Here is a 25732-nt window from a genome sequence, read left to right as displayed (position 1 = left end):
GCCGAAGGCCCGGACCGTCACCCCGGCCCGTCTACCCCGGACCGTCACCCCGGACCGGGGCATCGGCCGCAGAGCACCCGGCGAACAGCACACCTCGCGAAGACCGCACCCGCGAACACCGCACGCCTCGAGTACCCCGCGAACAGGGCGACATCAACCACCGGAAGGAGCTGCCGTGGCCCCGGACGACCCCCTGCTCGACATCCTGGTCTGCCCGCTCGACAAGGGACCGCTGACGCTGGTCGACGCCGGAGAGGCGCTCTACAACCCCCGGCTGCGCCGCCGTTACCCCGTCCTCGACGGCATTCCGCAGCTGCTGCCCTCCTCCGGCGAACCGGTCCCGGACGAGGAGCACGCGCGGCTGACCCGCCGGAGCGGACCGTGACGCTCGCCGCCCGGCTCGCTCCCCGGCTGCCGCCCCGGTGGGTCGGCGCGGCGGCGGCCCTGCTCTATCCGCGGTTCGAGCCGGAGCTGGCACGGCTGGACGACTTCTGCCCGCCCGGCGGCACCGCCGTGGACGTTGGCGGCTGGTACGGGCCGTGGTCGCGGCGGCTGGCCCGGCGCGCCGACCGGGTCGTCACCGTCGAGCCCGTACCGCACCTGGCCCGGCTGCTGACCGCGACCGCGCCCCCGAACGTGACGGTCGTCCAGGCCGCCGCCGCGGAGGAGGACGGGCAGGCGCAGCTGTGGCTGCCCCCGGGCGACCGCGGCGACCGCGGGGTGTCCTCCCTGGTCCGCCGCGAGGTGCACGGCAGCGCGATGGAGGTGCGCTGCCGGTCCCTCGACGGCCTCGGGCTGACGGACGTCACCTTCGTCAAGGTCGATGTGGACGGCAGCGAACTGGCCGTGCTGCGCGGGGCCGAGCACACCCTGCGCCGCGACCGGCCCGCCCTCCTGGTCGAACTGGAGGTCCGCATCCAGCCCTTCGGGCCCGTCCTGTCGCATCTGGCGGAGCGCGGCTACCGGGGCTGGGTGCTGCCGGAGCGGGCATGGGTGCCGCTGGTCTCCTTCGACCTGGCCGCCCACCAGCGCCGGACCGGGCACGTGGCGGAGCACGGACTGCTGCGCCGCACCCTCGCCCCGCACAGCCGGTCCGTCCGCTACGTCAACTCCGTGCTGTTCCTTCCCCAGGGGAGGCGCCCGGTCCTTCCCCAGGGGAGGCGCCCGGCCGGCCGCTGACCCGCGCCTGTCCGACGCGGCGGCTACGGTTCTCCCATGCCGGATCCCTCCTCACGCGGGCCGTTCCCGGACCGGTCCGACCCGGACGGGCCGTCCTCGGGCGGCGACTCCGCAAGCGCCCCCTCCCCGGGCGGGCCGTCCCCTGCGTTCGGCCCCGCCCAGTTCCAGCTCGTCCTGCTGCGGCGGATGGCCGACCACCGGCCGGAGCTGGTCGAGGCCGCCCTCCGGGAGCTCGGCACCGGGCGGGCCGAGATGCGGGAGGCGAACCGCCGCTGGCAGGCCATGGTCCGCTCGCCGCGGGCCCGCGCGGCCGTGCGGCGCTACCGTTCGGTGCTCGGCCCGCCCGAGGAGGTCCTGCGCCGGCGGGTCGGTGACCTCGACTGCGAGGCCCTGCGCTGGCCGCTGCCGCTCTGGCCGGACCTGCGGTTCGAGGCGCTGACCGGGCCCGGCGGACAGATCTGGAACGAGTGGCTGGTGCGCGCCCCGGACTCAGTCGGCCCGGAGCTGCGGACGACCGACGATCTGCGGCCGTGGTGCTGCACGGTGGACGAGGTGGCACGGGCCTTCGCCCCGGCCACCCCGATGGAGGGCTCGGCGCCCACCCGCTGGGGTCTCGCCTTCACCGCACCGGACGGCTCGGGCCGACGCGCCCGCCATGTCGCGGAGTTCACCTGGGGGCTGCTCCAGCGGCTGGATCCCTGAGGGGCCGGGCTGCCGGTTGGCTCAGCGCCGTCCCGCCGGTTCGCCCGCCCGGCCGGCAGCGGACCGCACCTCCTCCGCGGCGTCCTTGCCGAGGGCCACCCGGACCAGCGCCGCCGCGAGCCGGGGCAGGTCCTCCTCGTCGACGAGGTCGGCGAGTTCCTTCGCCGAGGCCGGCAGGCCGATGCGCCGGGCCCCGTCCAGCGCCTTGCGGTCGAGATAGGGCCGGAACTCCGGCCAGACGGCCTGTGCCTCGCGCAGGAAGATGTGGACCCCCGTGGGGCCGATCCCCGGGACCTCCCGCAGCTGCCGCGCGGGATCCGCGCCGTCGCTCCGGCCGCCGCCCTCGCGCAACCGCCGCAGGTCACCGCCGTACTCCCGGAGCAGCAGGTCGGCGCCGTCGCCGAGCTGGGTGGCGGTCCGTTCGTCGTAGCGCCGGTACCCGCCGTCGCCGAGCGCGTCGACCCGCTGCTGCCAGGTGGCCCGCGCCATGCCCCGGGGGCTGCGTATCCCGGCGGCGAACAGCGCACGGGCCGCGGACACGGCGATGTCCGCCCGGATACGCGCGCTGAGCAGCAGCGACAGCACCAGCAGCTGGTAGAGCGGGGCCGGGGTGTTCCGCAGCGAGATCCTGGCCTCGGCCGCGTAGGTCCGTCCGCACCGGTCGAGCAGCGCCCGTACCAGGTCGTCGTGGTTGTCGCTCATCACGCCTCACCTCCCCTTCCGGGGTGCCTCACCTGCCCTTCCGCCGGGTGGAGCCGGCGATCCGGGAGGCCCGGTGCCTGGGGTGCCCACGCGCGGGGCAGGCATTGCGGCCGCCCGTCGATCGTGGTGAATGCCCTGCCCGGGTGCCCGTGTGCGGGACAGGCATGCGGACCGTCCGGCTCCGCACTCTCCGGGGACACCGGGTCCGGCGCTCTCGGACACCCGGCACTCTCCGAACACCGTCCCCCACCCTCCGGACACCGGTCCCGCACCCCGGTACACCGGCACGGCCCCCTCAGCGGACCGGGACACCGGCCCCGCACCGGCACCGCCGTCCCGGTTTGTGGCCCCCGCGGCGGGGAACCCGTCCGGCCATGAGTGGCGAAGCCCGGCCACACGACGGCTCCGGCCGGGACGGCTCCGAGCCGGACAGCTCCGGCGCGGTCCGGCGCACCGGACGCAACGAGAGCCGGGACGAACGCGCCGACCGGCTGTGGATGGAGCTGCTGCAAGAGGTGCGCGTCGCGCAGACGGGTGTGCAGATTCTGCTGGCGTTCCTGCTCAGCGTCGCCTTCACCCCGCGCTTCGCGCAGCTCGGCAGCTTCGACAAGGGCATCTACGTCACCACCATCATGCTGGGCGCCGGAGCCACCGGGGCCCTGATAGCTCCCGTCTCCTTCCACCGCATCCTCACCGGTCACCGGCTCAAGACGGAGGCCGTCCAGTGGGCCTCGCGCTGCACCGTCACCGGGCTCGTGCTGCTGCTCGGCACGGTCAGCTGCGCCCTGCTGCTGATCCTGCGGGTGGCGGTGGACAACCAGCTCGCCGTCTGGCTGACGTTCGTGGCGCTGCTCTGGTTCGGCGTCTGCTGGTTCCTCCCGCCGGTGTGGCTGCGGCACCGCGAGCGGCGGAGCCGCTGAACCGCGCCCGCCCGCACCGGACTTCACCACCGGACTTCCCGGAGGACCACCATGGACCGTTCACCCGCACTGCTGGGGATCTACCTCAACGACCATCTGGGCGGCTCCACCGCGGGGGCCGAGCTCTCCCGGCGCATCGCCCGGGAACACCGCGGCGCGGCGCACGGCAGCGAACTGCGCCGCATTGCCGACGAGATCGCGGAGGACCGGCGGGCGCTGCTCGACATCATGGACCGGCTCGGTTTCCCCGCCCGCCGGTACAAGATCTACGGCGGCTGGGCCGCGGAGAAGGCCGGGCGGATCAAGCCGAACGGCCGGGTCCGCCGCCGCTCCGGCCTGAGCACGGTCATCGAACTCGAATCGCTGCGCCTGGGCGTCGAGGGAAAGGCGGCACTCTGGCGCGCCCTCCTCGGGCTGTCGCCACGGCATCCGGGCCTGGACACGGACCGGATCGAGCGCTTGCTGCACCGGGCCGAGGACCAGTCGGAGACCCTGGAGAGCCTGCGACTGGCCGCCACGTCACGCGTGTTCGACCCCACGCACGCGCCCGAGCGGACCGGCTGACCCGGCCACTCGCTCAGCTCCCCTGCGTCCCGCTGCCGCCCGCACTCCGCTCCGTACCCACCACGTGTACGGGGCGACCCACCTACCGCGAGCGTTCTCGGTCCAGCACAGCCCTGGTCGCCTGCCGCAGCGCGATGACGGCGGGCCGGTCACGGTCCTGGCCGCGCCAGGCCAGGGCCGTCCAGCACAGCGGAAGATCGCTCACCTCGACATACGCGACGCCGTGACGCTGATAGAGCCAGCGGGCCGGTTCGGGAGGGAACTCGATGCCCTCGCCCATGGCGATGGCGGTGAGGGCCGGTTCGAACTCCGTGATCTGATGCGTGGTGTGCGGTGCACCGGGGTACCGTCCGGCCGGGGGTCGGTCGGCGTGCGGCATACTCGCTACCGAGGAACCGATCGTGCAGGAGGGCCCCGAGCCCCCTGTGATCTAACGGCCGGATCGTCCGCGTCGGCCGCGAAGCATTACGGAGCCTCCTCGCCCGCCGTGGCGTCACCTTCCAACGCACCAAGACACGGCCGTTCACTGGAGCCCGGGGCCCGGGGCGTGAGATGAGCTCTGAGGACCACTTCATAGATGATCTCCGGGGCTCCCTGGCATGATCACGGTGTGACCCTCAAGCCTGCGCAACTCGGCCCCAGGAAGTGCGTCCTCTTCGATGTCGACGGCACATTGATCGACGCCGTGGACAACCAGCGTCGGGTCTGGGCCGCATGGGCGGGGCGATACGGACTGGATGCGGTTGAGGTCTACCGGGTGGCGCTGCGGACGCGGCCGATGGAGACCTTCGCGAAGGTGGCTCCGGACCAGGATCCAAGAGAGTGCCTGGCGGCGCTGCACGAACTGGAGGACGAGGATGTCCGGTCCGGCGTCTACGCGGCCTTCGATGGTGCGTCGGAGCTGCTGGGCGCTCTGCCCTCGGGGGCATGGGCGCTCGTGACCTCCAACTATGAGCACCGGGTGCGCGGGCGTTTCACTCGGACCGGTCTGCCGGTCCCGTGCGTCATCGTGGACGCCGCCGCGGTGGAGGAAGGTAAACCCTCGCCCGTGCCCTATCTGCAGGCCGCCGAGCAGCTCGGCGCCGAGCCGGCGAACTGCCTGGTCATTGAGGACGCCCCATCCGGAGTCGAAGCAGGGCTGCGAGCCGGCATGACGGTATGGGGCGTCAACACCGCGGCTGCGGTGGCTGGCGTGCACCGTCACTTCGCGAGCCTGCGCGACGCGGTCCCCGACATCCTCACCTTCGCCCAGCCGGAAGGGCCAGCCGAAATGGGATGACCACGTTGCGGCTGGTGTGATCACGGCACCGTCGAGCACGTCTTCGCGAGACGAAGCGCTGGAAGATGCTGCGCAACGTGGGGTGGGCGCCAGGCTGAAACCGCATTTGCCGAAGCTGGTCGCTGCGATCCGCCTGTGGCTTCGCACCTGAACTGCCATCCATAAGCCGCGGCCGGATTGGTGTCGGAGTCAGTAGACGATGGACACGATCTGGCAAGCGGCTTCGGCTAGTTGTCGGTCACCGTCGATCCGCGTCCTGGCGAAGGCGACCGCTGGCGAGATCCCACGGGTGCACAGCCGCCACGCGGTCCCCGCATCCAGGCTGACACGGGTGACGGGCCGACCAGTACCCGGCTCGGCCAGGGACCAGCGGCCGTCGATGGCCGTGGCGGTGACGGTCCAGGTGCCGCCGGCCGGGCCGCCGACGTGCACCTGGATCTGTGTACCGGACGGGGCAGGGGTGTTGCGCAGAGTGTGGGGCAGAGCTCGCATGAAGGTGTCCAGGACCACTGACAGGAAGCGCGGGTTGGGATCGGTGTCCTGACCGGTGGCATGGCGGATCTGCTGGCGATGAGTCCAGAACTCGGTGAAGTCCCGCGCACTGTCGAGCCACATGGGAGCGGGGTCGACACCGGCCCAGGACACTCCCAACGAAGCTTTCTCGGGGTCGGTGGTCTCGAAGAGGCGGACCACCTGCCCGCCGACCAGATCCAAAGTGTCGGTGAGCGCGGCGGCGCTGACCCGGCGGAAAGCGTCGACCCACTCCTGGTTGATGCGGTGGATGAACTCCTCCAGGGTATCGCCCGGTGCGAAGGCGAGTCCGCCCTGGTGGCCGTCACGGTCGCGACTGAGGCGTCCGTAGAAGTCGCCGAGAAGGTGCACGACAAGATCACGCACGGTCCAGCCCGGCACCGCCTCCTTACGCCAGTCGGCAGGTTCCAGCCCCCGCAAGGTGGCCATCAGCGCCGCCTGCTCCGGAGCGAACAGCAGACGGGCATCGATCGGCGAACCGAGCCACGAGTAGCCGGGAACCTCATTGAGCTGCGAGTTCATGGCCACAGGCTGCCAACCGGATGCTCGATCCACCAGTGATTATCACTCTTTGAGGCGACCTGGTTCGATCCATCGGTTCCAAGTTCCGTCAGGCACGCCTTGGCCTTGTAGCAGCCGGTGCTCGTCATGCTGTCCCTGCTCAGCTGGGTGCGATGTCGGCAGGGCTGTGCGACAGGTGTCGCGCACGTAGGGTTGGCCGGTGATAATCGAACTGCGGGAACGATGGGGCAGACAACCGTTATGGGTGAGATGGGCTCTCACCGCGTACTTGATCGGGTTCCTTGAAGGATTCTGCGCCCACGTTTTCGATCTGGCCCGTGGCGGCATCCACGCCTATACAGCGTTTGAGTGGATTCCCCTGCAGATATTCTTCGTCAGTCTGGTGGTTCTCGATCCATTGGTTGGCGTGTTGGTGGGACTCGTACGAAGGGAAGGCATCTGGCTGGCAGGCTCTGTGATGGGGATGGACGTGTGCGCGAACTGGATGGGCAACTGGCAGTGGCTGCGGGATGACCCTGCAGGGCTGTTGCGTCCTGACGGACTGCTGTTCATCAACCTATTCGGCCTGTTCGTCGCCGCGTTCTCACTTCCCTTGCATCACGCAATTTCCGGGACCGGGGCAACGCGCTAGAGGAATTCCAGCCTGCGTGTCACCAGCATCCCGGGGCAGCAGATCTGGAACGTCCCCCTGCAAGGCCCTTGGAGGGGGTCTCACGCAGTGAAGTGCTCAGCGGGGTAATACGCCTTGGCTTCCCGGATCTTCACCGGCCGCTGCCGACAAGGACCAAGCCGGGAACGGATGACGGGGATCAGCGGCTTGCGCCCTGCGGACGGACTTGAATCTTGGCGGCAACGAAGCAGCCATTCCCCACTCGTCAGGCACGAGCCGACGACAGATCACCACTTACAATCCGCATCATCCCGCAACAACCTGGCGCCATGTGAGCCACCTCGGAGGCCGGGGCTCGTCCTTGAGGCGAGACCCGGCCCTTGTGGCTGCCCGTCAGCGGGGCTGATTGGCCCTGCTCTTCCGACACCGCGCCGATGGCGACGAGCGGCACTCACCGTCCTCGTGGTGCTGGAACCACGGAGGAGTCCTCGCTATCCGAGCACTGTACGTACTGCAGGGGATCAGTGGCTGCACGCGAGCCGATCACGTGCCACGTCCCGGACTTCCTCCCAGCTATCCGTACGCAACTGTTCCAGAACGTCTCTCGGCACGCTCTTGTGGCGAGCGACGACGAGCCTGACCGACGCGTCAGGGTCCACCGCCAGTGCGGTCAGGAGGTCAAGGGTCAGCTTTCGCTTGCTCGCCACCATGGACCGCACCCTTGGATCAGGATCATCCGCCAGCACCCAGAGGATCTCCAAGGGAACCGTCTTGTTGTGCGCGACCCAGAAACGGGCCTCGGGATACCCTTCGATGACCTCCCGCCACACGTCGGGGGCCGCGGGCTCAGAACTCGCCCTACCGTATTCCTCAGGATCATCGCTGAAGCGCAGCCGGACGAACTCCTCGGCCGAATCGATCAACTCTCGATCCCCGCCTTTCCACGGCGTTCCCAAAGTCACTGCAGCCGAAGGAACAGATCACCCAACGAGGCCGCACACGGTCCGCAGTTGGGCCATGCGGTCGAGGTCGAGCCGCACATCGAACTCGACCAGATGTCCCAGTTCCGAGAATCCGAACACCGCCATCGGGTCACCGACGGCCCGAGCCGCACCCTCCTGCCCGAAGCGAACACGCAGCCCGTCCGCGTACAGGTGGACTCCACCCGCAGAGCTGACTTGGATGGACTCGTCGTACAGCATCAGTGGAACACCGGATTCCACGGCGCTGGGCACGAGCAGCGGGGCATCGCTGTCTTCCGGTCGGCCGACGTCGACCAGTACGAGTTCCACCACCTCGCCGCTGTCGCGATCCGTCTTGACCTCGACCAAGGATGCCCCTACATCCAGAACGACGGACTGCGGCGCCTCTCGAAGACGTGCGTAGCCCGGCCACTGAACGGTCAGAGGGACATACTCGTCAATTTCAACGGTGTGTCCTGCGCGGGGCTGTGCACCACGGATCGTGAACGACACCGGCCCTCACCCGAGCCTTCGAGCGTGCTTCAACACTGGGTTCTCCGTCAGCGTCCTGGGCTTGGCGATGATCAGCTCCCAACCATGACTCAACACCCTTCGACCGTACTGGACACCCTGCACGGTGGCGGCGTCGACTGCTCGAGTGAGACCGACCAGCATTTCCTCGGCTTTGAAGCTCTTGGAGAAGCCATTGTGCATGATCTCCTCGGCGAGGTGCTTCGTTGCATTCGGATGGACCCAGATCTGGCGGCCACTTGAGGTCAGCAGGTTGAAGGACTTGGGCAACACAGTTCCGGCATAGACGGGCTGAGTAGCCGCGATTCGCGTCCACACGGAGGCAGTGGCGTGCTCGGCTCCCTCCAAGGCGAGACGTCGGCCTCCCACTACGGGGAAGGGCACCATGCTGCCGTACAGGCCGGCGTTGTAGGCCGGCGGGCAGGTGATCTGGGCTTCGTTGACGTAGCTGAAGCCGCCGAGGGTGAGGCCGTCGAGGAAGCCGAGGCTTGCCTGACCGGTGACCTCGATGGCTCCGTGGGACACCTTGTCGGAAAGATTCTTGGCCGACCGGGCCACGGGCGGCAGGGCTGCGGTCTCGCGGTCCTCCTTGTCGCAATTGTTGTTCCAGCCCCAGTTGCCCGTGAACAGATCCTTCAGCTGCGTGGTGACGCTGCACATGCCGCTGGGGTCAATGCGGCTGGTCGGCATGTTTTCCACGTAGGCATAGGGCTGCGTGTAGGGCGTGTCGGGGTCGGGGGTGTACGGGTCGGGGCGGGTGAAGCGGCCGGTGGTGGTGTCGTACTGGCGAGCGCGCAGGTCGAGGTAGCCGGTGGTGGAGTCGTGGTAGGCGCCGGTGTACGAGGGTGTGGATGCCGGGGCGCCGGTGGTCTGGGTGTTCAGGGCACGGTTGCCGAAGGGGTCGTAGGCCCAGCGCTGGTAGCCCTTGCCGGTCTTGTCGGTGACGTCGAGGGGTGAGCCCAGGGTGTCGTGGGTGTAGGTGAAGACGGCGCCGGCGCCGGTCTTGGTCGCGGCGGTCTGGCCGAGCGGGTCGTAGCGGTAGGACTGCTGAAGCTTCCCGGCGCCGTCGTTCTCGGTGGCCAGGACGGGCAGCGGGGCGTTGGGGTCCCACTGGAGGCGCTTGGTGGCGTTGCCGGCCTTGCTGGTGGTGACCAGGTTGCCTTCGGCGTCGTGCTGGTAGGTGTAGGCCGTGCCGCCGACGGTGGCGGCGGAGACCTGTCCGGCCAGGTCGTAGGTGTAGGTGTTGGCTCCGGCTTTGGTCTGGTTGCCTTCGCCGTCGTAGTCGTAGCCGGTGGTGGTGTCTCCGGTGGTGGACGAGGTGAGCTGGTCGGCGGCGTCGTAGTCGTAGCTGGTGGCCGTCGTGCCCAGCGTCGAGGTGAGGCGGTTACCTGCCTTGTCGTAGGTGTAGCTGGTGGTGCGGGAGGCGGGGCAGCCGCTGACATGCGGCTGCGGAGCGCAGCCGGAGGTGATCCGCCCGGCCTTGTCGTAGGTCAGGTCGTAGCCGCCTGCGGCCACCCCGGCTCGGGTGGTGTCGATGCGGGTGGGCTGCCCGGCCGGGGAGAGGGTTTGGGCGGTCTTGGTGACCACCGCCCCGGCCTTTGTGGAGGTGACGGACGTCAGCCGAGCAGCGGCGTCGTAGGCCCGGTCCTCGGTCAGGGAATTCGGCAGCTTGGTGCGGGTGAGGTTCGCCTCCGCGTCGTAGGCGTAGTTGGTGGTGGTGGAGTCGGCGGCCATGGTGGCGGTGCGGCCGTCGGCGTCATAGGTGTAGGTGGTGGTGTTGCCGTCGGCGTACTTGCGGGTCAGCATCTGGCCTGCGGCGTCGTAGGTGTAGGCGAAGCCGCGGGTCTTGGTTAGGCGTCCGGCGTTGTCGTAGGCGAAGTCCTCTGAGAGGACGCCGTTGTTGCGCTGGGTCATCTGTCCGGCGGAGTCGTACTGGTAGGTGACGTCCGGTGTGGAGTCGGAGTAGTCCGCCTTGGTCAGCAGGCCGCGGGCGTCCCAGGTCTGGGTGGTGGTGCCCCGGGGCGTGGTTTTCTTGGTGAGGTTGCCGTCGGCGTCGTGGGTGTAGGACGTCTTGTGGTCGAGCGGGTCGGTGACGGAGTTCAGCCGTTGTGCCGGGTCGTAGCCGTAGGCCGTGACGTGCCCGGCGGGGTCGGTGCGCCGGACGCGGTTGCCGGCCTTGTCGTAGGCGTACGTCATCTTGCCGTCGTCGGGAGCGGTCACCGAGGTCAGGCGGCCGAGGGCGTCGTAGCCGTAGTCAGTGGTGCGCTGTGCCGGGTCGGTGACGGAAGCGACGTTGCCGAGGGCGTCATAAGTTCGCTTTGCGACGTTGCCGAGCGGGTCGGTCAGGCTGACAGGTCTGCCGCCGGCGTCGTAGCCGGTGACCCAGGTGTACTTCGCCGGGGTGCCGCCGGAGACGTTGCCGCGGGCGCTGACCATCCGCACCTCGCGGTCGTCATCGTCGTAGGCGTAGGTCGTCTTGTTCCCGAGCGGCGTGGTGACGGAGGTGCGGTTGCCTGCTGCGTCGTACCCGTAGGTTGTGACCTTGCCCAGCGGGTCGGTCACCGTCGCGAGCAGGTCGGCGGCGGTGTAGGTGTACTTGGTGACCTTGCCGAGCGGGTCGGTGACCTGGGTGACGTTGCCGTTGGCGTCATAGGCCGTGGCCGTGGCACGGCCCAGCGGGTCGGTGACCTTGGTGGGCCGGTTGAGGTCGTCGTAGGCGGTGCTGGTCACGGCACCCGTCGGGTCGACGGCCTTGGTGAGGTTGCTGGCCGCGTCGTAGGCGTACGTGGTGGTGTACTTCGCCGGATCCGCGCCAGAGGCATTGCCGTTGGGCGAGGTGATTGAGACAAGGCGGCCCGCCTTGTCGTAGCTGTACGTGGTCTTCCCGCCCGCCGCGTCGGTCGCGGCGACGACGTTGCCATTCGTGTCGTAGGCGGTGGTCTCGGCGGAACCGCCCGGAGCGGTCACCGAGGTGACGCGGTTGAACTTGTCGTAGCCGAGTTCAGTGACACCGCCCGCCGCGTCGGTCACCTTGGTCTGGTTGCCGTTCGCGTCGTAGTCGTAGGAAGTGGCCTCACCGGCAGGGTCCGTGGTCTTCGCCAGCCGTCCGGAGGTGTCGTAGGCGTAGGTGGTGGTGTATTTGGCCGGATCCGCGCCGGAGGCGTTGCCACGCGGGTCGGTGCTGGTGAGCACACGTCCTGCCGCGTCGTGGGTGTAGGTGGTCTTCGCGTTGGACGGCGCGGTGCGTGAGGTCAGGTTGCCCTTGTCGTCGTAGCCGAGCGAGGTGACCTTGCCCCGGGGAGAGGTGGTCGTGTCCACCTGCCCCAACGTGTTGTACGTGAAGGCAGTCTTGCCGGCCGGCCCGTCAATGGAGGTCAGCCGCCGGTCCGTGTCGTAGCTGTAGGTCGTCTTGGCACCACGCCCGTCCTTGTGCGTGGAGACGTTGCGGGCGGAGTCGTACGTCCACGGCTGGGTCACGCCTCCACTGCTGCGGCTCAGCAGGCCGCCGGCGGAGTCATAGGTCATGGTCGTGCGCCGGCCCGCCGGATCCGTGACCGCCGTCAGACGCAGCTTCGCGTCGTACTGGTACGACGTGACCTTGCCGAGCGGGTCGATGCGGTTTCGCAGCACGCTGCCGTGGTACAGGTCGGTCCAGATGCCTCCGGCCGCATCCTGGTAGTCGGTCTCCAGCGTCGCCCGGGAAAAGGTGGCCTTCTTACCGTCGGCGTCAGTGTGCTGGGTGACGCGGCCGCTGCTGCTGTACTGGACCTCCATCGTCGTGCGACCTGCCGCGTCGGTGACGCTGGTGAGCTGGCCCTCCGAGTCGTACCCGTAGGTAACGGTCCCGCGATCGGTTCCCTTCACAGAGGTGAGCAGACCGCCGGTGTAGCCGTAGTCGACGCTCTGGCCGCCAGGAAGCTCGACCGCCTCCAGCAGATGACTGTCCGGATCGACGGTCAGCTTGACCACGCGACCGGCAGCATCCGTCACCGACGTAAGATCCGCACCCGAGTACGCGAAGGTCAAGCCGACACCGCTGACGTCCCGCCAACCGGTTAGTTGACCCGTGCCGTTGAACGTCAATTTCTCTCTCGTGCCGCTGGCCAGCGTGAACCCACTGGTGGCCGAACCAGCCAGAGTCGCCGTGACACCGAGCGACGAGGACTTGTAGGCGCCAGAGGTACCGTCCTTGGCGAAGGTGATGCGGGCCCCGCTGTCGGCGACGTAGACCACCTTGCTGTCCGACACCTGAAGGTGCACGTCATAGGCGGAGGACCAGCCCTTGCCCAGGATCCCTGATGCTGTGTTGTTGGACGAGTACGTCCTCCGCAGCGCAAAGGGCACACCAGGCGCAGGCAGTTGGGCGTCCACCGAGGATTCCGTCTGGGCGCCGGTGGCCGTATTGACGGGGTCACCGAGGTAGCCCTGGAAGGGCAGCCGGCCCGTGGTGTCCAGGCAACCGCATCCGTAGGTCTCGGCGTCGGAAACGGACAACGGCCGCCCCTCGGCCGCGATGTTCGGTCCCTTCGCCTTGGCGCTCCAGCCGGTGGCGCAGCCGCTGCCGAGCGGGTCCGCATGCGTTCCCCGGTTGGCCGAAACGGCGATCTTCACGTAGTACTCGACACCGCGGGTCAAGATCGACGGGTCGGAGACACCCCAGTTGAACGTCTTCCCGGAGTCGTCACTCGAGCCGTCCGGGTCCGAGTCGCACCACTGCTTGATCAGCTTGTTGTCCGAGGCCCGGTACAAGGCCTTGTGAATCGACTCGGTGCCTACAGGGGTGTCGTACTTGACGTTGCCCCACTCCACGTCGAAGCCGAACCAAGGGTGAGGGGCAGCCCGCAGGTTCTTCGGGGCTCCCAGCGCCGCCCCAGCAGCAGGGCCTCGCTCCCGCTTGGCGCCCTTGGCGTCGGGCACGGCGGCGTCGCTCTCCAGCGTCCTTTTCCCGGGGAGGCTGACGCTCGTGCCGGGCGCCTTGGGCTCCCGCAATTCGTCGACCTGAGCGCGCCGCTCCTTGAGCGTCATACGACGCTCAGGCTTCAACGGCTTCGACGTCCTAGCAGCCTGAAGGCCCTTCACCGTGACAGCCCCGCCCGCAGCCGCAGCCACGCTTCCCGCCGTCAATGTGCCCCCACCCAACAACGCCAGGAGCACCAAGAGAACAACTAATGATCTAGCGGCACGCACCGCTACCCCCTCCGCCGCGCCTCCATAAAAGAGGCACAAGATCTGCAAAGGGGAGACACTTATCATGCAAGACGCGTACATGCCAAATATGGTGTGGCGCCCACTCGTAGGTGACAGGGGAAGACGTCCGAGCATCACACGGCGCGGGAACACGCCACGGGCAGCGGCGCCAAACGGATTTACGCGCTCGGACCTGCACCTGGCGGTGGTCGGCACAGCGCTCGGCGAAGACGAAATAGGTTCGGCTGACCGTGCTACAGGCAGCCCTGCCCTCCATGGGCAACCCGGAAGATCGGCTGGATCCGGTCGAAGGTCGTCACACGAACACGCTCAAGACGACATCGCGTCGCCCGCTCTGCCGATAAGGGCTTCGGAAGAGGCGAGCAGTCGCTCCGCCGATGATGCCGACGGGCCGTTCGTGCCGCTGGAGCCCGAAGGGCGCCCGTTGATGCACGGCGGGTGATCTAAGCGATTTGCTCAAGTACTTGGGCCCGGCCGAACTGGCCACCGGAATCGCACTGACCGGCCGTCACAACAACAAGGTGCACCCGGGAGTGCTGAAGCCAGACGGCCGCATCAGCGTCTGGAACCGTCCGTGGGCACCCCGAACTCCGCGGCCCGGGCAGCCACCGGAAGCGACGACGTCGACGGCTGGACGTTCTGGCGACTGACAATCGCCGGCGTCGAGCAGACGCTCTCTCCATTCCGCACCGCACACGTACCGCCGGGCACAGCGGCCGAGCCGCCCTGGGGCGCCCACCCAGGGCTGGTAGACCCGCGGGCGGAAACCCCGTATGCGGGGCCCTGGCCATGGCCCGTGCGTCGGGGTAACGGTCCTCGCGGACGCTGGTCGCCCGGACGCGAACCTCTCTCGTCTCGCCCATTCACCTCGGTGCGGCCCGGGGCCCAACGACTGGTAGGCCACCAGGTCATCACGAACGGCCCCAGCTGCCGACCGGACAGGTGCTCCCGGACCCCCTTCCGACAAGCCTCGGACCATCTGGCCGATGGAGGTGTCGACAAGGGGGCAGATGTTCGGCCTGATGCGCGGTGCGTCACACGCAGGGGCCGTGGGACCGCCGTGGGATCATCGTCGTGACTCCACGCCGACGCCCCAGCTAAAACCCCAGGTCAAGAGGTTGGGGACCGGCGAGGCGGAGCGGGAGCGTTCGCTTCACCTCACCGATGAGAGGCAAGCGCCGCACGCGAAGACACCTCTTCAGTCGCGTTTTCGCAGGTCAGAACGTTTTTCTCGGTGGGGCGGGTGGGACTCGAACCCACGACCGACGGATTATGAGTCCGCTGCTCTAACCGGCTGAGCTACCGCCCCGTAACGGCGCGCCGCGCACAACTGTGCGCGCCGTCTGCCGCAGCATAGCTGCTCATAGGATCTGCCGCCCGTGTGGGCCACAGTGCCTCGCATGGAGGACATCGATCACGCTCCCCGCGGTTCCCGGGTTCGCGACGCCATGAAAAAAGGCCCCGCTAGCGGGGCCTTCATCATGGGCTCCCCCGACTGGACTCGAACCAGTAACCTGCCGGTTAACAGCCGGCTGCTCTGCCAATTGAGCTACAGGGGACTGCTCTGCTCGGACCCGCCTGACCGGTTTCCCGGGGGCGTTCCCTCGCTGCGAGCAATACATTAGCGCATGCCAGGGGGTGCTTTGAAATCGGTAACCGCATCGGCACCCACGAGGCGGGGCATGCGCTCAGTACGCATCGAGTGAAGGGTGGAAGCCATGCTGTACCGGCTCACGTTCATCTCCGGTCTTGCCGTCGGTTACGTGCTGGGCGCGCGGGCCGGTCGGGAGCGGTACGAGCAGCTGCGGAAGACCGCGCAGCGGGTCGCCCAGAACCCCGCGGTCCGCAATGCCGCGGAGTCCGCGGCGCAGAACGGACGGTCCGCAGCTTCGAAGGCCGCCGGCACCGTCTCCTCCAAGGTCGGGCATCGTCTGCCCGACTCCGTGGCGGACCGGGTCCGCTCCCTCCGGGACCAGCGCGGGGCGAGGGAGGACGACTGGGGCACCAGCAACACCTGACCCCCGAGGGGCCGAGGCCCCGGGCGGCTCGTCGGCCTGAGCCGCTCGTCGACGGGCCGCTCGTCGACTCGGGCCGCTCGTCGGCCTGGGCGATTGAGGGGCTGGGCGGTCGAGGGCTGGACGATTGAAGGGCTGGGCGATTGAGGGCTGGGCCTGGACCCGGCCCCGACGAGCCCCCGCCAGGGGCCGGTACCCAGTGGCCTGCACCCAGAAGGCCGGCACCCAGGGGCCGGCGCCGGAGGTGAGGGGCGAAGGTGCGGGCCGGAGGTGCGGGCCGGAGGTGCGGGCCGGAGGTGCGGGCCGGAGGTGCGGGCCGGAGGTGCGGGCCGGAGGTGCGGGCCGGCGCCCGAGGTCCCCGGGTGCCGTTCCGGCCCCCGGACTCCGCGCCGTACCGAGTGACGTCTTCCTCACCGGACCCCGCGCCGTCCCGACTGAGCTCACCCTCAGCGAACGCCGCACCACCCCCGAGCGACGTACCGGGACAACCGGGGCGCGGGGGCGGGGCGCGGGGGGGCGAGGTCTCGGGGGCCGGGCCGGGGCCCGGGGCTCAGGCGGGCCGCGTGCCGGTGCGGGCAGGCGTCCGCCCTGGCCTGCACCGAGTGGTTCCAGCCGCCCGGGGCGGTCCGGATGACGGCACGGGGCCCGAGGTAGGGCATCATCGAGCGACATGGGGATAGTCGCCGGGTTGGACAGTTCTTCCGACTACACACGCATCGTCGTCTGCGACACCGAAACCGGTGCCGTGCTCAGGCAGGGGTATGCCCCGCATCCCGAGAGTGACGGTGACCCCGGCGGCAAGCGGACCGAGATCGACCCGCAGGCCTGGCTCGTGTCGCTCGGCGAGGCCGCCGGCAGCGGGGTGCTGGAGGGCGTGCAGGCCATCGGGGTGTCCGCGCAGCAGCAGGGGATGCTGGCCCTGGACGTCGAGGGCGGACTCGTCCGGCCCGCGCTGCTCGGCAACGACAAGCGCGCCCAGTCCTCGGCCGCCGACCTCATCGACGCCCTGGGCGGGCGTGCGGCCTGGGCCGAGGCCGTGGGCTCCGTTCCGCAGGCGTCGCAGCCGCTGGCGAAGCTGCGCTGGATGGCGCGGTACGAGCCGGAGGCCGCGGCCCGCACCGCGGGCGTCCTCCAGCCGCACGACTGGCTGGTCTGGCAGCTGCTCGGCCGGCCGCCGCGGCGGACCACGGACCGGGGCAGCGCCTCCTCGACCGGCTACTGGTCGGCGGCCACCGGTTCGTACCGCCCGGACCTGGTGGAGCTGGCCCTCGGCCGACAGGTCGTACTGCCCGATGTCCTCGGGCCCGCCGAGCCCGCCGGGACGACCCCGGAGGGGCTGCTGATCGCGGCCGGTACGGGCGAGACGATGGCGGCGTCGTTCGGGCTGGGCGTGGGCCTCGGGGACGCGGTGGTGTCGCTCGGCGCCTCCGGTTCGATCTTCGCGGTGCACCACGAGGCGCTGGCGGACTCCACCGGCACCATCACCTCGTTCGCCGACGCGACCGGCATGCACCTGCCCGTGGTGCACACCAGCAACGCCGTGCGCACCCTGCGTGGCGCCGCCGAGCTGCTGGGCACGGACCTGGAGGGCCTGTCGGCGCTGGCGCTGAAGTCGACGCCCGGCTCGCACGGGCTGGTGCTGCTGCCCTACCTGGAGGGCGAGCGGACGCCGCACCTGCCGCACACCGCGGGGACCCTGGCCGGGCTGCGGCGGGAGAGCATGAAGCCGGAGAACCTGGCGCGGGCCGCGTTCGAGGGCATGCTGTGCGGGCTGGCCGACGCGCTGGACGTGCTGCGCGGGCGCGGGGTCGCGGTGAACCGGGTGTTCCTGCTGGGGGCGGCCGCCGAGCTGCCCGCGGTGCAGGCGGCGGCTCCGGCGCTCTTCGGCGCGCAGGTGATCGTGCCGCAGGCCGCCGACTACGCCGCGCTGGGCGCCGCCCGGCAGGCGGCATGGGCGCTGGGGGTTGCACAGGGCTACCTGTCGCCGCAGCAGCCGCCGCTGTGGCAGGGCGCGACGGCGCAGGTCTTCGATCCGGGCGAGGAGCTGGCGGTGGGCCAGGCGGTCCGGCAGCAGTTCATCGCCGTGCGGGAGCAGACCCACCCCGGGGCGTTCCAGAACGTGTTCTAGCGCCGCCCCCACCCCTGCCCGCCGTCGGCCGCCCGCTGCCCGCCGGGTCCGGTGATGTGCGGCGCCCTCGGGTGTGCGGTGCCCTCGGATGTGCGTGGCTCTCAGGTGAGCCGTGTTCGCCGGGTGCGCTGTGGTCCCGGAGGCGCTGTAATCCCGGGTGCGCTGTGGTCCCGGTGGGCTCCGGGTACGCCGTGTCGGCAGGTGGCGCGGGCCGGCACCCGCTTTCCGGGGCGGTGGTTTCCGGTCATACCTCGCGCGGTCCGTGCGGGGGTCCCGGTGGGCGGCTCCCGGCCCGGCGGGGCGGCCGTGGGCAGCCTCGGACGGCCGGGACCGCTCGCCGGACAGGCGTACCGAGCGGTCCCGCCGCGCCCGGCCTCCCCGCGCAGGCGCCCGGCACCGTCCCGCGCAGGCGGCCGCCCCAGCCGGAGGCGTCCACCACCGTCCGGCCGAGGCGTCCGCCCCACCCGTCCGCCCGGGCCCATGCGTCCGTCGGGTCCGGCTGAAGCGTCACCCCACCCGCCCCGGTCCTCCGTCACGACGGCCGGGGCCGGTCGGTGCAGCCGGGGACCGGGGTGCGGCCGGCGACCGGTCGGTGCGGTGGGATCGACAAAACGACAAGCCCGGCAGGCGGCCGCCGCACCCGCCCCAGGCGCCGCCGCGGGCCGGGGCGAAACGTTCATGGCCTCCCGGGCGATGCATCCGTAGCACCCGGCCGTCGCATGCGCGGCGTCCGGCCGGTACGTCCCTCCTGCCGAACAGCCGCACGGCCGCACGGCCGCACGTCCGTAACAAAGCGTTTGACCTCAACTGCTGTTGAGGCCGCAAGGTGTCCGAGGCCTGCCGGTTCCGGCCGGCTCCGTGCACCCGCCGAACGACCGTCATGACCGAAGAGAGCCCGTTGTGCTGATCCGACTCCTCAGACCCCATATGGGGCCCTATCGACGACCCGTGGCGCTGCTGGTGCTGCTGCAGTTCGTGCAGACGCTCGCCGCGCTCTATCTGCCCGCACTCAACGCCGACATCATCGACGACGGTGTGGTGACCGGGGACACCGGCTACATCCTGGAGACCGGCGGCGTGATGATCGCGGTCTCGCTGCTCCAGGTGGCCTGCTCGATAGGTGCCGTCCTCTACGGCGCGCGGACCGCCATGGCCGTCGGCCGGGACATCCGGTCGTCCGTCTTCGACCGGGTGCAGAGCTTCTCCGCCCGCGAGGTCGGCCGGTTCGGGGCGCCGTCGCTGATCACCCGCACCACCAATGACGTCCAGCAGGTCCAGATGCTGGTGCTGATGAGCTTCACGCTGATGGTCACGGCGCCGATCATGTGCGTCGGCGGGATCGTCATGGCGCTGGGCCAGGACGTGCCGCTGTCCTCGCTGCTGCTCGCCGTCGTCCCGGTGCTGGCCGTCCTGATCGGGCTGATCGTGCGGAAGCTGGGCCCGCAGTTCCGCACCATGCAGGGCCGGCTCGACACCGTGAACCGGGTGCTGCGGGAGCAGATCACCGGCATCCGGGTCATCCGCGCCTTCGTCCGGGACGACCACGAGCGGCAGCGCTTCGACCGGGCCAACGCCGAGCTGACGGACGTCTCGCTGCGCACCGGGCGGCTGATGACCCTGATGTTCCCCACGGTGATGACGGTGGTGAACGTCGCCGGGGTGGCCGTGCTGTGGTTCGGCGCGCACCGGATCGACAGCGGCAGCATGCAGATCGGGGCGCTGACGGCGTTCCTGAGCTATCTGATGCAGATCCTGATGGCCGTGATGATGGCCACCTTCATGTTCATGATGGTGCCGCGCGCCGAGGTCTGCGCGGAGCGCATCCAGGAGGTCCTGGCGACGGAGTCCAGCGTCGTGCCGCCCGCCGAGCCCGTGACGTCGCTCGGCCGGCGGGGCCATCTGGAGCTGCGCGGCGCGGACTTCCGCTACCCGGGCGCCGAGGCCAAGGTGCTGCGCGGCGTGGACCTCGTGGCGCGGCCGGGCGAGACGACCGCCGTCATCGGCTCCACGGGCAGCGGGAAGAGCACGCTGCTCGGCCTGGTGCCCCGGCTGTTCGACGCGACGGGCGGCTCGGTGCTGGTCGACGGGGTGGACGTGGCGTCGATCGCTCCGGAGCTGCTGGCGGAGACCGTCGGGCTCGTGCCGCAGAAGCCGTATCTGTTCTCCGGGACCGTGGCGTCCAACCTGCGCTACGGCCGGCCGGACGCCACCGACGCCGAGCTGTGGCACGCCCTGGAGGTCGCCCAGGCCAGGGAGTTCGTGGAGCGGCTGGAGGGCGGGCTGGACGCGCCGATCGCCCAGGGCGGCAGCAATGTCTCCGGTGGCCAGCGGCAGCGGCTCGCCATCGCGCGGGTCCTGGTGCGGCGGCCGGAGATCTACCTCTTCGACGACTCGTTCTCCGCGCTCGACTACGCCACCGACGCGGCGCTCCGGGCCGCGCTGTCCCGGGAGACGTCCGGAGCGACGGTGGTGATCGTCGCGCAGCGGGTGAGCACCATCCGCGACGCGGACCGGATCGTGGTCCTCGACGAGGGCCGGGTCGTGGGCACCGGCACCCACCCGGAGCTGATGGCCGGCAACGACACCTACCGGGAGATCGTGCTCTCCCAGCTCACCGAGCAGGAGGCGGCATGACCACCCAGGCACCGGCACCGCGCCGCGGCCCCGCCCCGGCCGTGGGGCCGGCCCGTTTCATGGGCGGCCAGCCGGCCGAGCGGTCCATGGACTTCGCCGGTTCGGGCAAGCGGCTGCTGCGCCGGCTGCGGCCGGACCGGGCCCGGCTGTACGGGGTGCTGGCCATGGGCGTGGCGAGCGTGGCCCTGTCCGTGCTCGGGCCGAAGCTCCTCGGCGACGCGACCGACTTGGTGGTCGACGGCGCGGTCCTGCCGCCGCACCGGGGCGTGGACTTCGGCGCCGTGGCGGGGGTGCTGCTGTGGGCGCTCGGCGTGTACGCCGCGTCCGGGCTCTTCGGCGTCGTCCAGGGCCGGCTCGCCATCGGTGCCATCAACCGCACCGTCTTCCGGCTGCGCGAGGACATCGAGGCGAAGCTGTCCCGGCTGCCGCTGTCGTACTTCGACCGGCAGCCGCGCGGCGAGGTGCTGAGCCGGGCCACCAACGACATCGACAACATCGCGCAGACCCTCCAGCAGACCATGGGCCAGATCGTGAACTCGCTGCTCACGATCGTCGGTGTGCTGGTGATGATGTTCTGGATCTCCCCGCTGCTGGCCCTGGTGGCGCTGATCACCGTTCCGGTGTCGGTGTTCGTCGCGACGGCCGTCGGCAAGCGGGCGCAGCCGCAGTTCGTCGCCCAGTGGAAGACCACGGGGAAGCTGAACGCACACATCGAGGAGATGTACACCGGCCATGCGGTGGTGAAGGTCTTCGGACGGCAGGCCGAGTCCGCCGAGGCGTTCCGGGAGCAGAACGAGGCGCTGTACCGGTCGGGCTTCCGGGCCCAGTTCATCAGCGGGATCATCCAGCCCGCGATGATGTTCATCGGCAATCTCAACTATGTGCTGGTGGCGGTGGTCGGCGGGCTGCGGGTGGCGTCCGGTGCGCTGTCGATCGGGGATGTGCAGGCGTTCATCCAGTACTCGCGGCAGTTCAGCCAGCCGCTGACCCAGGTGGCCAGCATGGCGAACCTGGTGCAGTCCGGGGTGGCGTCCGCCGAGCGGGTCTTCGAACTGCTGGACGCGGCCGAGCAGGACCCGGACCCGGTGGCCCCGGAACGCCCCGCCGAGCTGCGCGGGCGGGTCACGCTGGAGCAGGTGGCCTTCCGCTACGAGCCGGACAAGCCGCTCATCGAGGATCTGTCGCTGGCCGTGGAGCCCGGCCAGACGGTGGCGATCGTCGGGCCGACGGGCGCGGGGAAGACCACCCTGGTGAACCTGCTGATGCGGTTCTACGAGGTGAGTGGCGGCCGGATCACCCTGGACGGGGTGGACGCGGCCCGGATGTCGCGGGAGGAGCTGCGGTCCGCGGTCGGCATGGTCCTCCAGGACACCTGGCTGTTCGGCGGCACGATCGCGGAGAACATCGCGTACGGGGCGCGCGGGGCGACCCGGGAGCAGGTGGAGCGGGCCGCCCGGGCCGCGCACGCCGACCGCTTCATCCGCACCCTGCCCCACGGCTACGACACGGTGATCGACGACGAGGGGACGGGGGTGAGCGCGGGTGAGAAGCAGCTCATCACCATCGCCCGTGCCTTCCTCTCCGATCCGGTGATCCTGGTCCTGGACGAGGCCACGAGCTCGGTCGACACCCGGACCGAGGTGCTGATCCAGAAGGCGATGGCGACGCTCAGCCACGGGCGGACCAGCTTCGTCATCGCGCACCGGCTGTCCACGATCCGCGATGCCGACGTGATCCTGGTGATGGAGAACGGCTCGATCGTCGAACAGGGCACGCACGAGCGGCTGCTGGCCGCCGGCGGGGCGTACGCCCGGCTGTACACCGCGCAGTTCGCGCAGGCGGTGGCGGAGGTCGACTGACCGGCCGGGAGCGCGGGGCCGCGGAGTACGGGGCCGCGGAGTACGGAGGGCCGGGCGGTCCGTCGGCACGGGTGATGTGTCCGTGTCCGGTGGGCCGCCCGGCCGCGTTTCCAGGTCCGGGGAGCCCCCGTTCGGCGGGGGTGTCAGTGCTGCCCCGCCCAGCGGCGTACCGTCGCGGTGGCGTCGGCGGCGTCCTCGGGGGTGAGGTCGGCGATTCGCGCACGGTGGTTGGCGCCGGGGGCCAGCCGGACGGCGCTGTCCCGGCTGCCGCTGCCCAGGCGGAACGGTTCCGCCCGGGCGGTGTCGTTCTCGCCGTACACGAAGAGCAGTTCCCGGCCGTGGCGCCGTACCCACCGGTCGATGTCGGGCATCGCGTCCGGCTGGAAGCGCAGCGGGATGTCCCGCGGCACGTAATTGCGCACCTGCTGGATCCCGGGGTGGCGCAGGAGGCCGGCCAGGTGCGCGGTGTCGAACTGGACGTAGCCGAGCTGGGTGCCCAGCTGGTGGAAGTACGGGAGGACGGAGGCGAGGCTGCGGTCGGTGTAGACGGGGAAGCGGGAGACGCCGTCGACCCACCGGTACAGCTCGTCGGTGGTGGCGGTGGGCGCGGGCACCGACGCGCACCCGTCGGCCCCGCTGTACATCCAGAACATCAACGGCAGGCGCAGGACGGCCAGTTCGTACGCCTTGTCCGCGCTGCCGAGCGTGTGGAAGGTCTGCCCCTCCTCCCGGGCCCACCGGTCGTAACGGCCGGCCATCTCCTCCCGGCGCACCAGCGCCTCGCGCTGCGCGGCCCGCAGCGCGGAACGGCAGGCGGGGGTCCCGACCTGGCCCAGGAACCGGTCGTACGCGGTGTCGTCCCGGTCGTCGGTGTTGTTGGGAGCGCCGTACACGACGGTGCCGTCCGCGTCGTGCGGGTAGAAGCGCCGGTGGTAGACGCCGGCCATGCCGCCCTTGCTGCCTCCGGTGGTCAGCCACGCGCCGCTGTAGAGCTTCTTGAAGGCGCGGATGATCCGGTGGTGGTCGCCGGCAGCCTGCCGGATGTCCAGCTTCGACCAGTCCGGCCGGTCGGGCCGGTCGGGCCGGGAGGTGCCGAAGTAGCGGTGCTCGGTGGAGATCTGGTTGCCGTCCACGAGCCGGGTGGGCTCGGCGCGGAAGGCGGGGTCGGAGCCGACCTCGTAGCCGGTCGTGTACAGCACCGTCGGGCGGCGGAGGGACTTGTGCAGCAGGGTCAGCCGCTGCTCGAAGGTGCCCTTGCCGGGGTGCCGGTGATCGACGGGCTGCCGGTAGCCGAGCTCGAAGAAGCGGTAGCCGGTCGCCGCCGGGCGTTCCGCGACCACGCGCATGCCGGGGAGGGCTTCGATCCGGCTGCGGATGTCGGTGGGGTCGGGCGTGGCGGCGGGCGCCGCGGGCGCGGCCTCGGGTGTGGCGGCAGGCGCGGACTCGGGTGTCGCGGCGGGCCGGGGCGCTTCCGCAGGGGGAGCCGTGGGCCGGAGCTTGGGCGGGGCGGACGGCGTTCCGGCCAGGGCCGGTCCGGCCGAGCCGGAGAGGAGCAGCCCGGCCAGCAGGGAGAGCGTGAGCAGCCGTCGGGCCGGCACGGGGAGGTGCGGGCGCCGGCGCGGTGCCGAACGATGCGGTGCCGAGCGGTGCGAAGTCCCGGGGAGCCGGGGCGTCCCCGTCGCCGGGTCCGCTGTCCGGTGGTCCCGGGCGGTGCCGTGCCGCCCGGCCGGGACGTGGCGGAGTGCGGGCGGGTGGCGTTGAGAGGCGTGATGGTCCGCGACGTCGTGGGCCGGCGAGGTCCGGCGGCGCGGCTGGTGCTCGGTGGCGCGGGGTGGTGTGCCGTGTCCGGTGGGGCTGCCGGGTGTCCTGTTCGTCATGGGTCCAGCCAAGCCGTCGCCACCGGGGGCCCGGATCCCCCGGGAAGCGGGACGCCCTCCCCCACGCGGGGGAGAGTGCGCCCCGCATCACCCGGCGAAGTCCGGCACAGGGAACCGGAGAACGTCCACCGGAAGCCCGAGAACGTCCGCGGTCACCGCACGCGATCGCCCGGTGCGACGGCCGGGCTCACGGGCTCGGGCCCGCCCGGCGGCAGGGACCGCTGCGCCGGTCCCCGGTCCTTCTCGGTGGCGACGGCGGAGGCGGACAGGAGCGTCGCGGCGGTGAGGCTGCCCCAGAGGGCGGCCGGGCCGTGGGGTGCGAGGGCGGTGATGACCGCCGGGGAGACGGCGAGGCCGAAGCCCGTGGAGAGTTCGAAGCGGGCGAGGGCGCGTCCCAGGACATGCGGCGGGGCGAGGGCGGTGACGAGCGCGGTGGCGCTGCCGGCGTAGATGATCTCGCCGAGGGTGCAGACCACGGACACCGCGGCGACGGCCGGGGCGCCCCAGCCGGGTCCCAGTGAGGTGGCCGCGAGGAAGCCGAGGTAGGACGCGGCGAGGACCACGCCGCCGAGAGCCAGCACGGTCCGCCGGGAGAAGCGGGACATCAGGACGGTGACCGGGACCTGCAGGGTGACCACCAGCACCGTGTTGGCCACGAAGACGGCCGCCGACCACACCGGGGACGCGTGCAACTGGGTCACCAGGATCAGCGGTAGCGCGATTTCGGGGACGTTGAGGCAGAAGACGTAGACCACGTTGGCGGCCAGCAGCGCACGCATCCGCGGTGCCGGCCCGTCGGCGCCGCCCTCGGCCGGGGCAGCAGCCGTCCGCGCGTGGAGACGGACCGACCACGCCAGGGCCGCCGCGGCGAGATAGGCGAGACCGGTGAAGGCTGCCAGCGACCGCAGTGCACCGGTGCCGCCGGCCAGGCAGGCGGTGGCGAGGAGCGCGCCCACGCCCAGGCCGGCGTTGCGCAGGGCGCGGCCCGCCGCGAGAGCGGCGTCGCGTTCCCGGCCGTGGGCGACCGTGGCCACCAGCGCCGCGTGGGCTGCCGGCCAGGCCTGGTTGCCGAGGCCGAGGAAGAGCGCCGCCGCCGCGAACGGCCAGACGTGCCCCGCCGGGGTGGCCAGCAGCAGCGCCACGCCCAGGGCCCGCACCAGCATCGACGCCGCCACGACCGTGCTGCGCGCCCCTCGGTCCAGCCAGCGGCCCACCGCGGGCATGCACGCCAGGCCCACGACTATGCCGGCGGTCATGGCGATGCCGGTGGCCGGTGCGGACAGCCTCAGCACCGTCACTCCGTAGAGCAGCAGAAAGGGCCGCAGCAGGCCGGTGCCGAGCGCGTCCACGGCCAGAGCGACGGCATAGCGGGGGCCTCCGGAGGCGCGGACGAGGGCACGGGGCCGGGTCCGGGTGGTGGTTGTCATGGCGCCAACGGTGCGTTCGACCGCCGGGCAGGCCATGTCGCTTGACGGACACCGTCAACCGACGTCGGCGCCGGGCGGCCGG

The 25732-nt window shown here is 70.9% G+C and carries 19 protein-coding genes, 2 tRNA genes and 1 pseudogene; 12 read left to right on the top strand and 10 right to left on the bottom strand.

The annotated features are described in order from the left end of the window. Positions 1-175: 175 nt before the first annotated feature. From AC3EQ1_RS17815 to AC3EQ1_RS17805, 3 genes are all read left to right on the top strand, one after another. Complete coding sequence (locus AC3EQ1_RS17815; RefSeq protein WP_432095291.1) at positions 176-385, top strand: Trm112 family protein; 210 nt, start codon at positions 176-178, stop codon at positions 383-385. Beyond that, positions 382-1179 (top strand): FkbM family methyltransferase, encoded by a 798-nt coding sequence (locus AC3EQ1_RS17810; protein WP_432095290.1) that lies wholly within the window; start codon positions 382-384, stop codon positions 1177-1179. Before AC3EQ1_RS17815 ends, AC3EQ1_RS17810 begins: the two co-directional genes overlap by 4 nt. Positions 1180-1365: 186 nt before the next feature. After that, positions 1366-1881, top strand: coding sequence for a hypothetical protein (locus AC3EQ1_RS17805; protein ID WP_432095320.1), 516 nt, complete (start codon positions 1366-1368; stop codon positions 1879-1881). A 21-nt stretch (positions 1882-1902) separates the two neighbouring features. Here the strand turns inward: AC3EQ1_RS17805 and AC3EQ1_RS17800 are convergent, their stop codons facing one another. Continuing rightward, a complete protein-coding gene (locus AC3EQ1_RS17800; protein ID WP_432095289.1) occupies positions 1903-2583 on the bottom strand; it encodes an endonuclease in 681 nt (226 codons plus the stop codon). A 374-nt stretch (positions 2584-2957) separates the two neighbouring features. Between AC3EQ1_RS17800 and AC3EQ1_RS17795 the strand changes: the two genes are divergently transcribed. After that, positions 2958-3503, top strand: a complete 546-nt coding sequence (locus AC3EQ1_RS17795; RefSeq protein WP_432095288.1) for a DUF6328 family protein — start codon at positions 2958-2960, stop codon at positions 3501-3503. A 51-nt stretch (positions 3504-3554) separates the two neighbouring features. Beyond that, positions 3555-4067: a hypothetical protein gene (locus AC3EQ1_RS17790; protein WP_432095287.1), complete on the top strand. Its 513-nt coding sequence runs from the start codon at positions 3555-3557 to the stop codon at positions 4065-4067. An 82-nt stretch (positions 4068-4149) separates the two neighbouring features. On the opposite strand, the gene AC3EQ1_RS17785 is transcribed toward AC3EQ1_RS17790, so the two are convergent. Continuing rightward, on the bottom strand, positions 4150-4446 hold the full coding sequence (locus AC3EQ1_RS17785) for a type 2 periplasmic-binding domain-containing protein (RefSeq protein WP_432095286.1): 297 nt from the start codon (positions 4444-4446) through the stop codon (positions 4150-4152). Between the two features lie 53 nt (positions 4447-4499). On the opposite strand from AC3EQ1_RS17785, the pseudogene AC3EQ1_RS17780 reads away from it, so the two are divergent. Together AC3EQ1_RS17780 and AC3EQ1_RS17775 are read left to right on the top strand one after the other, a co-directional pair. Continuing rightward, a pseudogene (locus tag AC3EQ1_RS17780) lies at positions 4500-4583 on the top strand (transposase); the annotation flags it as partial. A 94-nt stretch (positions 4584-4677) separates the two neighbouring features. After that, a complete protein-coding gene (locus AC3EQ1_RS17775; RefSeq protein WP_432095285.1) occupies positions 4678-5346 on the top strand; it encodes an HAD family hydrolase in 669 nt (222 codons plus the stop codon). A 189-nt stretch (positions 5347-5535) separates the two neighbouring features. Here the strand turns inward: AC3EQ1_RS17775 and AC3EQ1_RS17770 are convergent, their stop codons facing one another. Then, the gene (locus tag AC3EQ1_RS17770; RefSeq protein WP_432095284.1) at positions 5536-6399 is read right to left on the bottom strand and encodes a maleylpyruvate isomerase family mycothiol-dependent enzyme; all 864 of its coding nucleotides are present in this window, start codon (positions 6397-6399) and stop codon (positions 5536-5538) included. A gap of 199 nt (positions 6400-6598) precedes the next feature. Here AC3EQ1_RS17770 and AC3EQ1_RS17765 point away from each other — a divergent pair, with 199 nt between their 5' ends. Beyond that, complete coding sequence (locus AC3EQ1_RS17765) at positions 6599-7030, top strand: hypothetical protein (RefSeq protein WP_432095283.1); 432 nt, start codon at positions 6599-6601, stop codon at positions 7028-7030. Positions 7031-7530: 500 nt separating this feature from the next. Here AC3EQ1_RS17765 and AC3EQ1_RS17760 read toward each other — a convergent pair whose 3' ends face one another. The 5 genes from AC3EQ1_RS17760 to AC3EQ1_RS17740 form a co-directional block, all read right to left on the bottom strand. Further along, positions 7531-7932, bottom strand: coding sequence for a hypothetical protein (locus AC3EQ1_RS17760; RefSeq protein WP_432095282.1), 402 nt, complete (start codon positions 7930-7932; stop codon positions 7531-7533). A gap of 57 nt (positions 7933-7989) precedes the next feature. Then, positions 7990-8340 carry a hypothetical protein gene (locus AC3EQ1_RS17755; RefSeq protein ID WP_432095281.1) on the bottom strand — a complete coding sequence of 117 codons (351 nt, stop codon included), beginning with the start codon at positions 8338-8340 and terminating at the stop codon, positions 7990-7992. A 150-nt stretch (positions 8341-8490) separates the two neighbouring features. Continuing rightward, positions 8491-13527 (bottom strand): DUF6531 domain-containing protein, encoded by a 5037-nt coding sequence (locus AC3EQ1_RS17750; RefSeq protein WP_432095280.1) that lies wholly within the window; start codon positions 13525-13527, stop codon positions 8491-8493. 1418 nt (positions 13528-14945) lie between these two features. Then, positions 14946-15019 (bottom strand) — tRNA-Ile (locus AC3EQ1_RS17745). Between the two features lie 177 nt (positions 15020-15196). Then, a tRNA-Asn gene (locus AC3EQ1_RS17740) sits at positions 15197-15269 on the bottom strand. Positions 15270-15428: 159 nt separating this feature from the next. Here AC3EQ1_RS17740 and AC3EQ1_RS17735 point away from each other — a divergent pair. The 4 genes from AC3EQ1_RS17735 (at position 15429) to AC3EQ1_RS17720 (ending at position 22346) form a co-directional block, all read left to right on the top strand. Next, positions 15429-15728: a YtxH domain-containing protein gene (locus AC3EQ1_RS17735; RefSeq protein ID WP_432095279.1), complete on the top strand. Its 300-nt coding sequence runs from the start codon at positions 15429-15431 to the stop codon at positions 15726-15728. A 667-nt stretch (positions 15729-16395) separates the two neighbouring features. Next, a complete protein-coding gene (locus AC3EQ1_RS17730) occupies positions 16396-17853 on the top strand; it encodes an FGGY family carbohydrate kinase (RefSeq protein ID WP_432095278.1) in 1458 nt (485 codons plus the stop codon). A gap of 900 nt (positions 17854-18753) precedes the next feature. After that, on the top strand, positions 18754-20487 hold the full coding sequence (locus AC3EQ1_RS17725) for an ABC transporter ATP-binding protein (protein WP_432095277.1): 1734 nt from the start codon (positions 18754-18756) through the stop codon (positions 20485-20487). Further along, the gene (locus AC3EQ1_RS17720; RefSeq protein ID WP_432095276.1) at positions 20484-22346 is read left to right on the top strand and encodes an ABC transporter ATP-binding protein; all 1863 of its coding nucleotides are present in this window, start codon (positions 20484-20486) and stop codon (positions 22344-22346) included. Before AC3EQ1_RS17725 ends, AC3EQ1_RS17720 begins: the two co-directional genes overlap by 4 nt. 143 nt (positions 22347-22489) lie before the next feature. Here the strand turns inward: AC3EQ1_RS17720 and AC3EQ1_RS17715 are convergent, their stop codons facing one another. Beyond that, complete coding sequence (locus tag AC3EQ1_RS17715; protein WP_432095275.1) at positions 22490-24223, bottom strand: S28 family serine protease; 1734 nt, start codon at positions 24221-24223, stop codon at positions 22490-22492. A gap of 152 nt (positions 24224-24375) precedes the next feature. Next, on the bottom strand, positions 24376-25650 hold the full coding sequence (locus AC3EQ1_RS17710; RefSeq protein WP_432095274.1) for an MFS transporter: 1275 nt from the start codon (positions 25648-25650) through the stop codon (positions 24376-24378). Positions 25651-25732: the final 82 nt, after the last annotated feature.

The sequence above is a fragment of the Streptomyces sp. bgisy100 genome (assembly GCF_057709105.1).
Note: the sequence above shows the minus strand (reverse complement) of the source record. Positions and strands in the feature narration are given on the sequence as shown.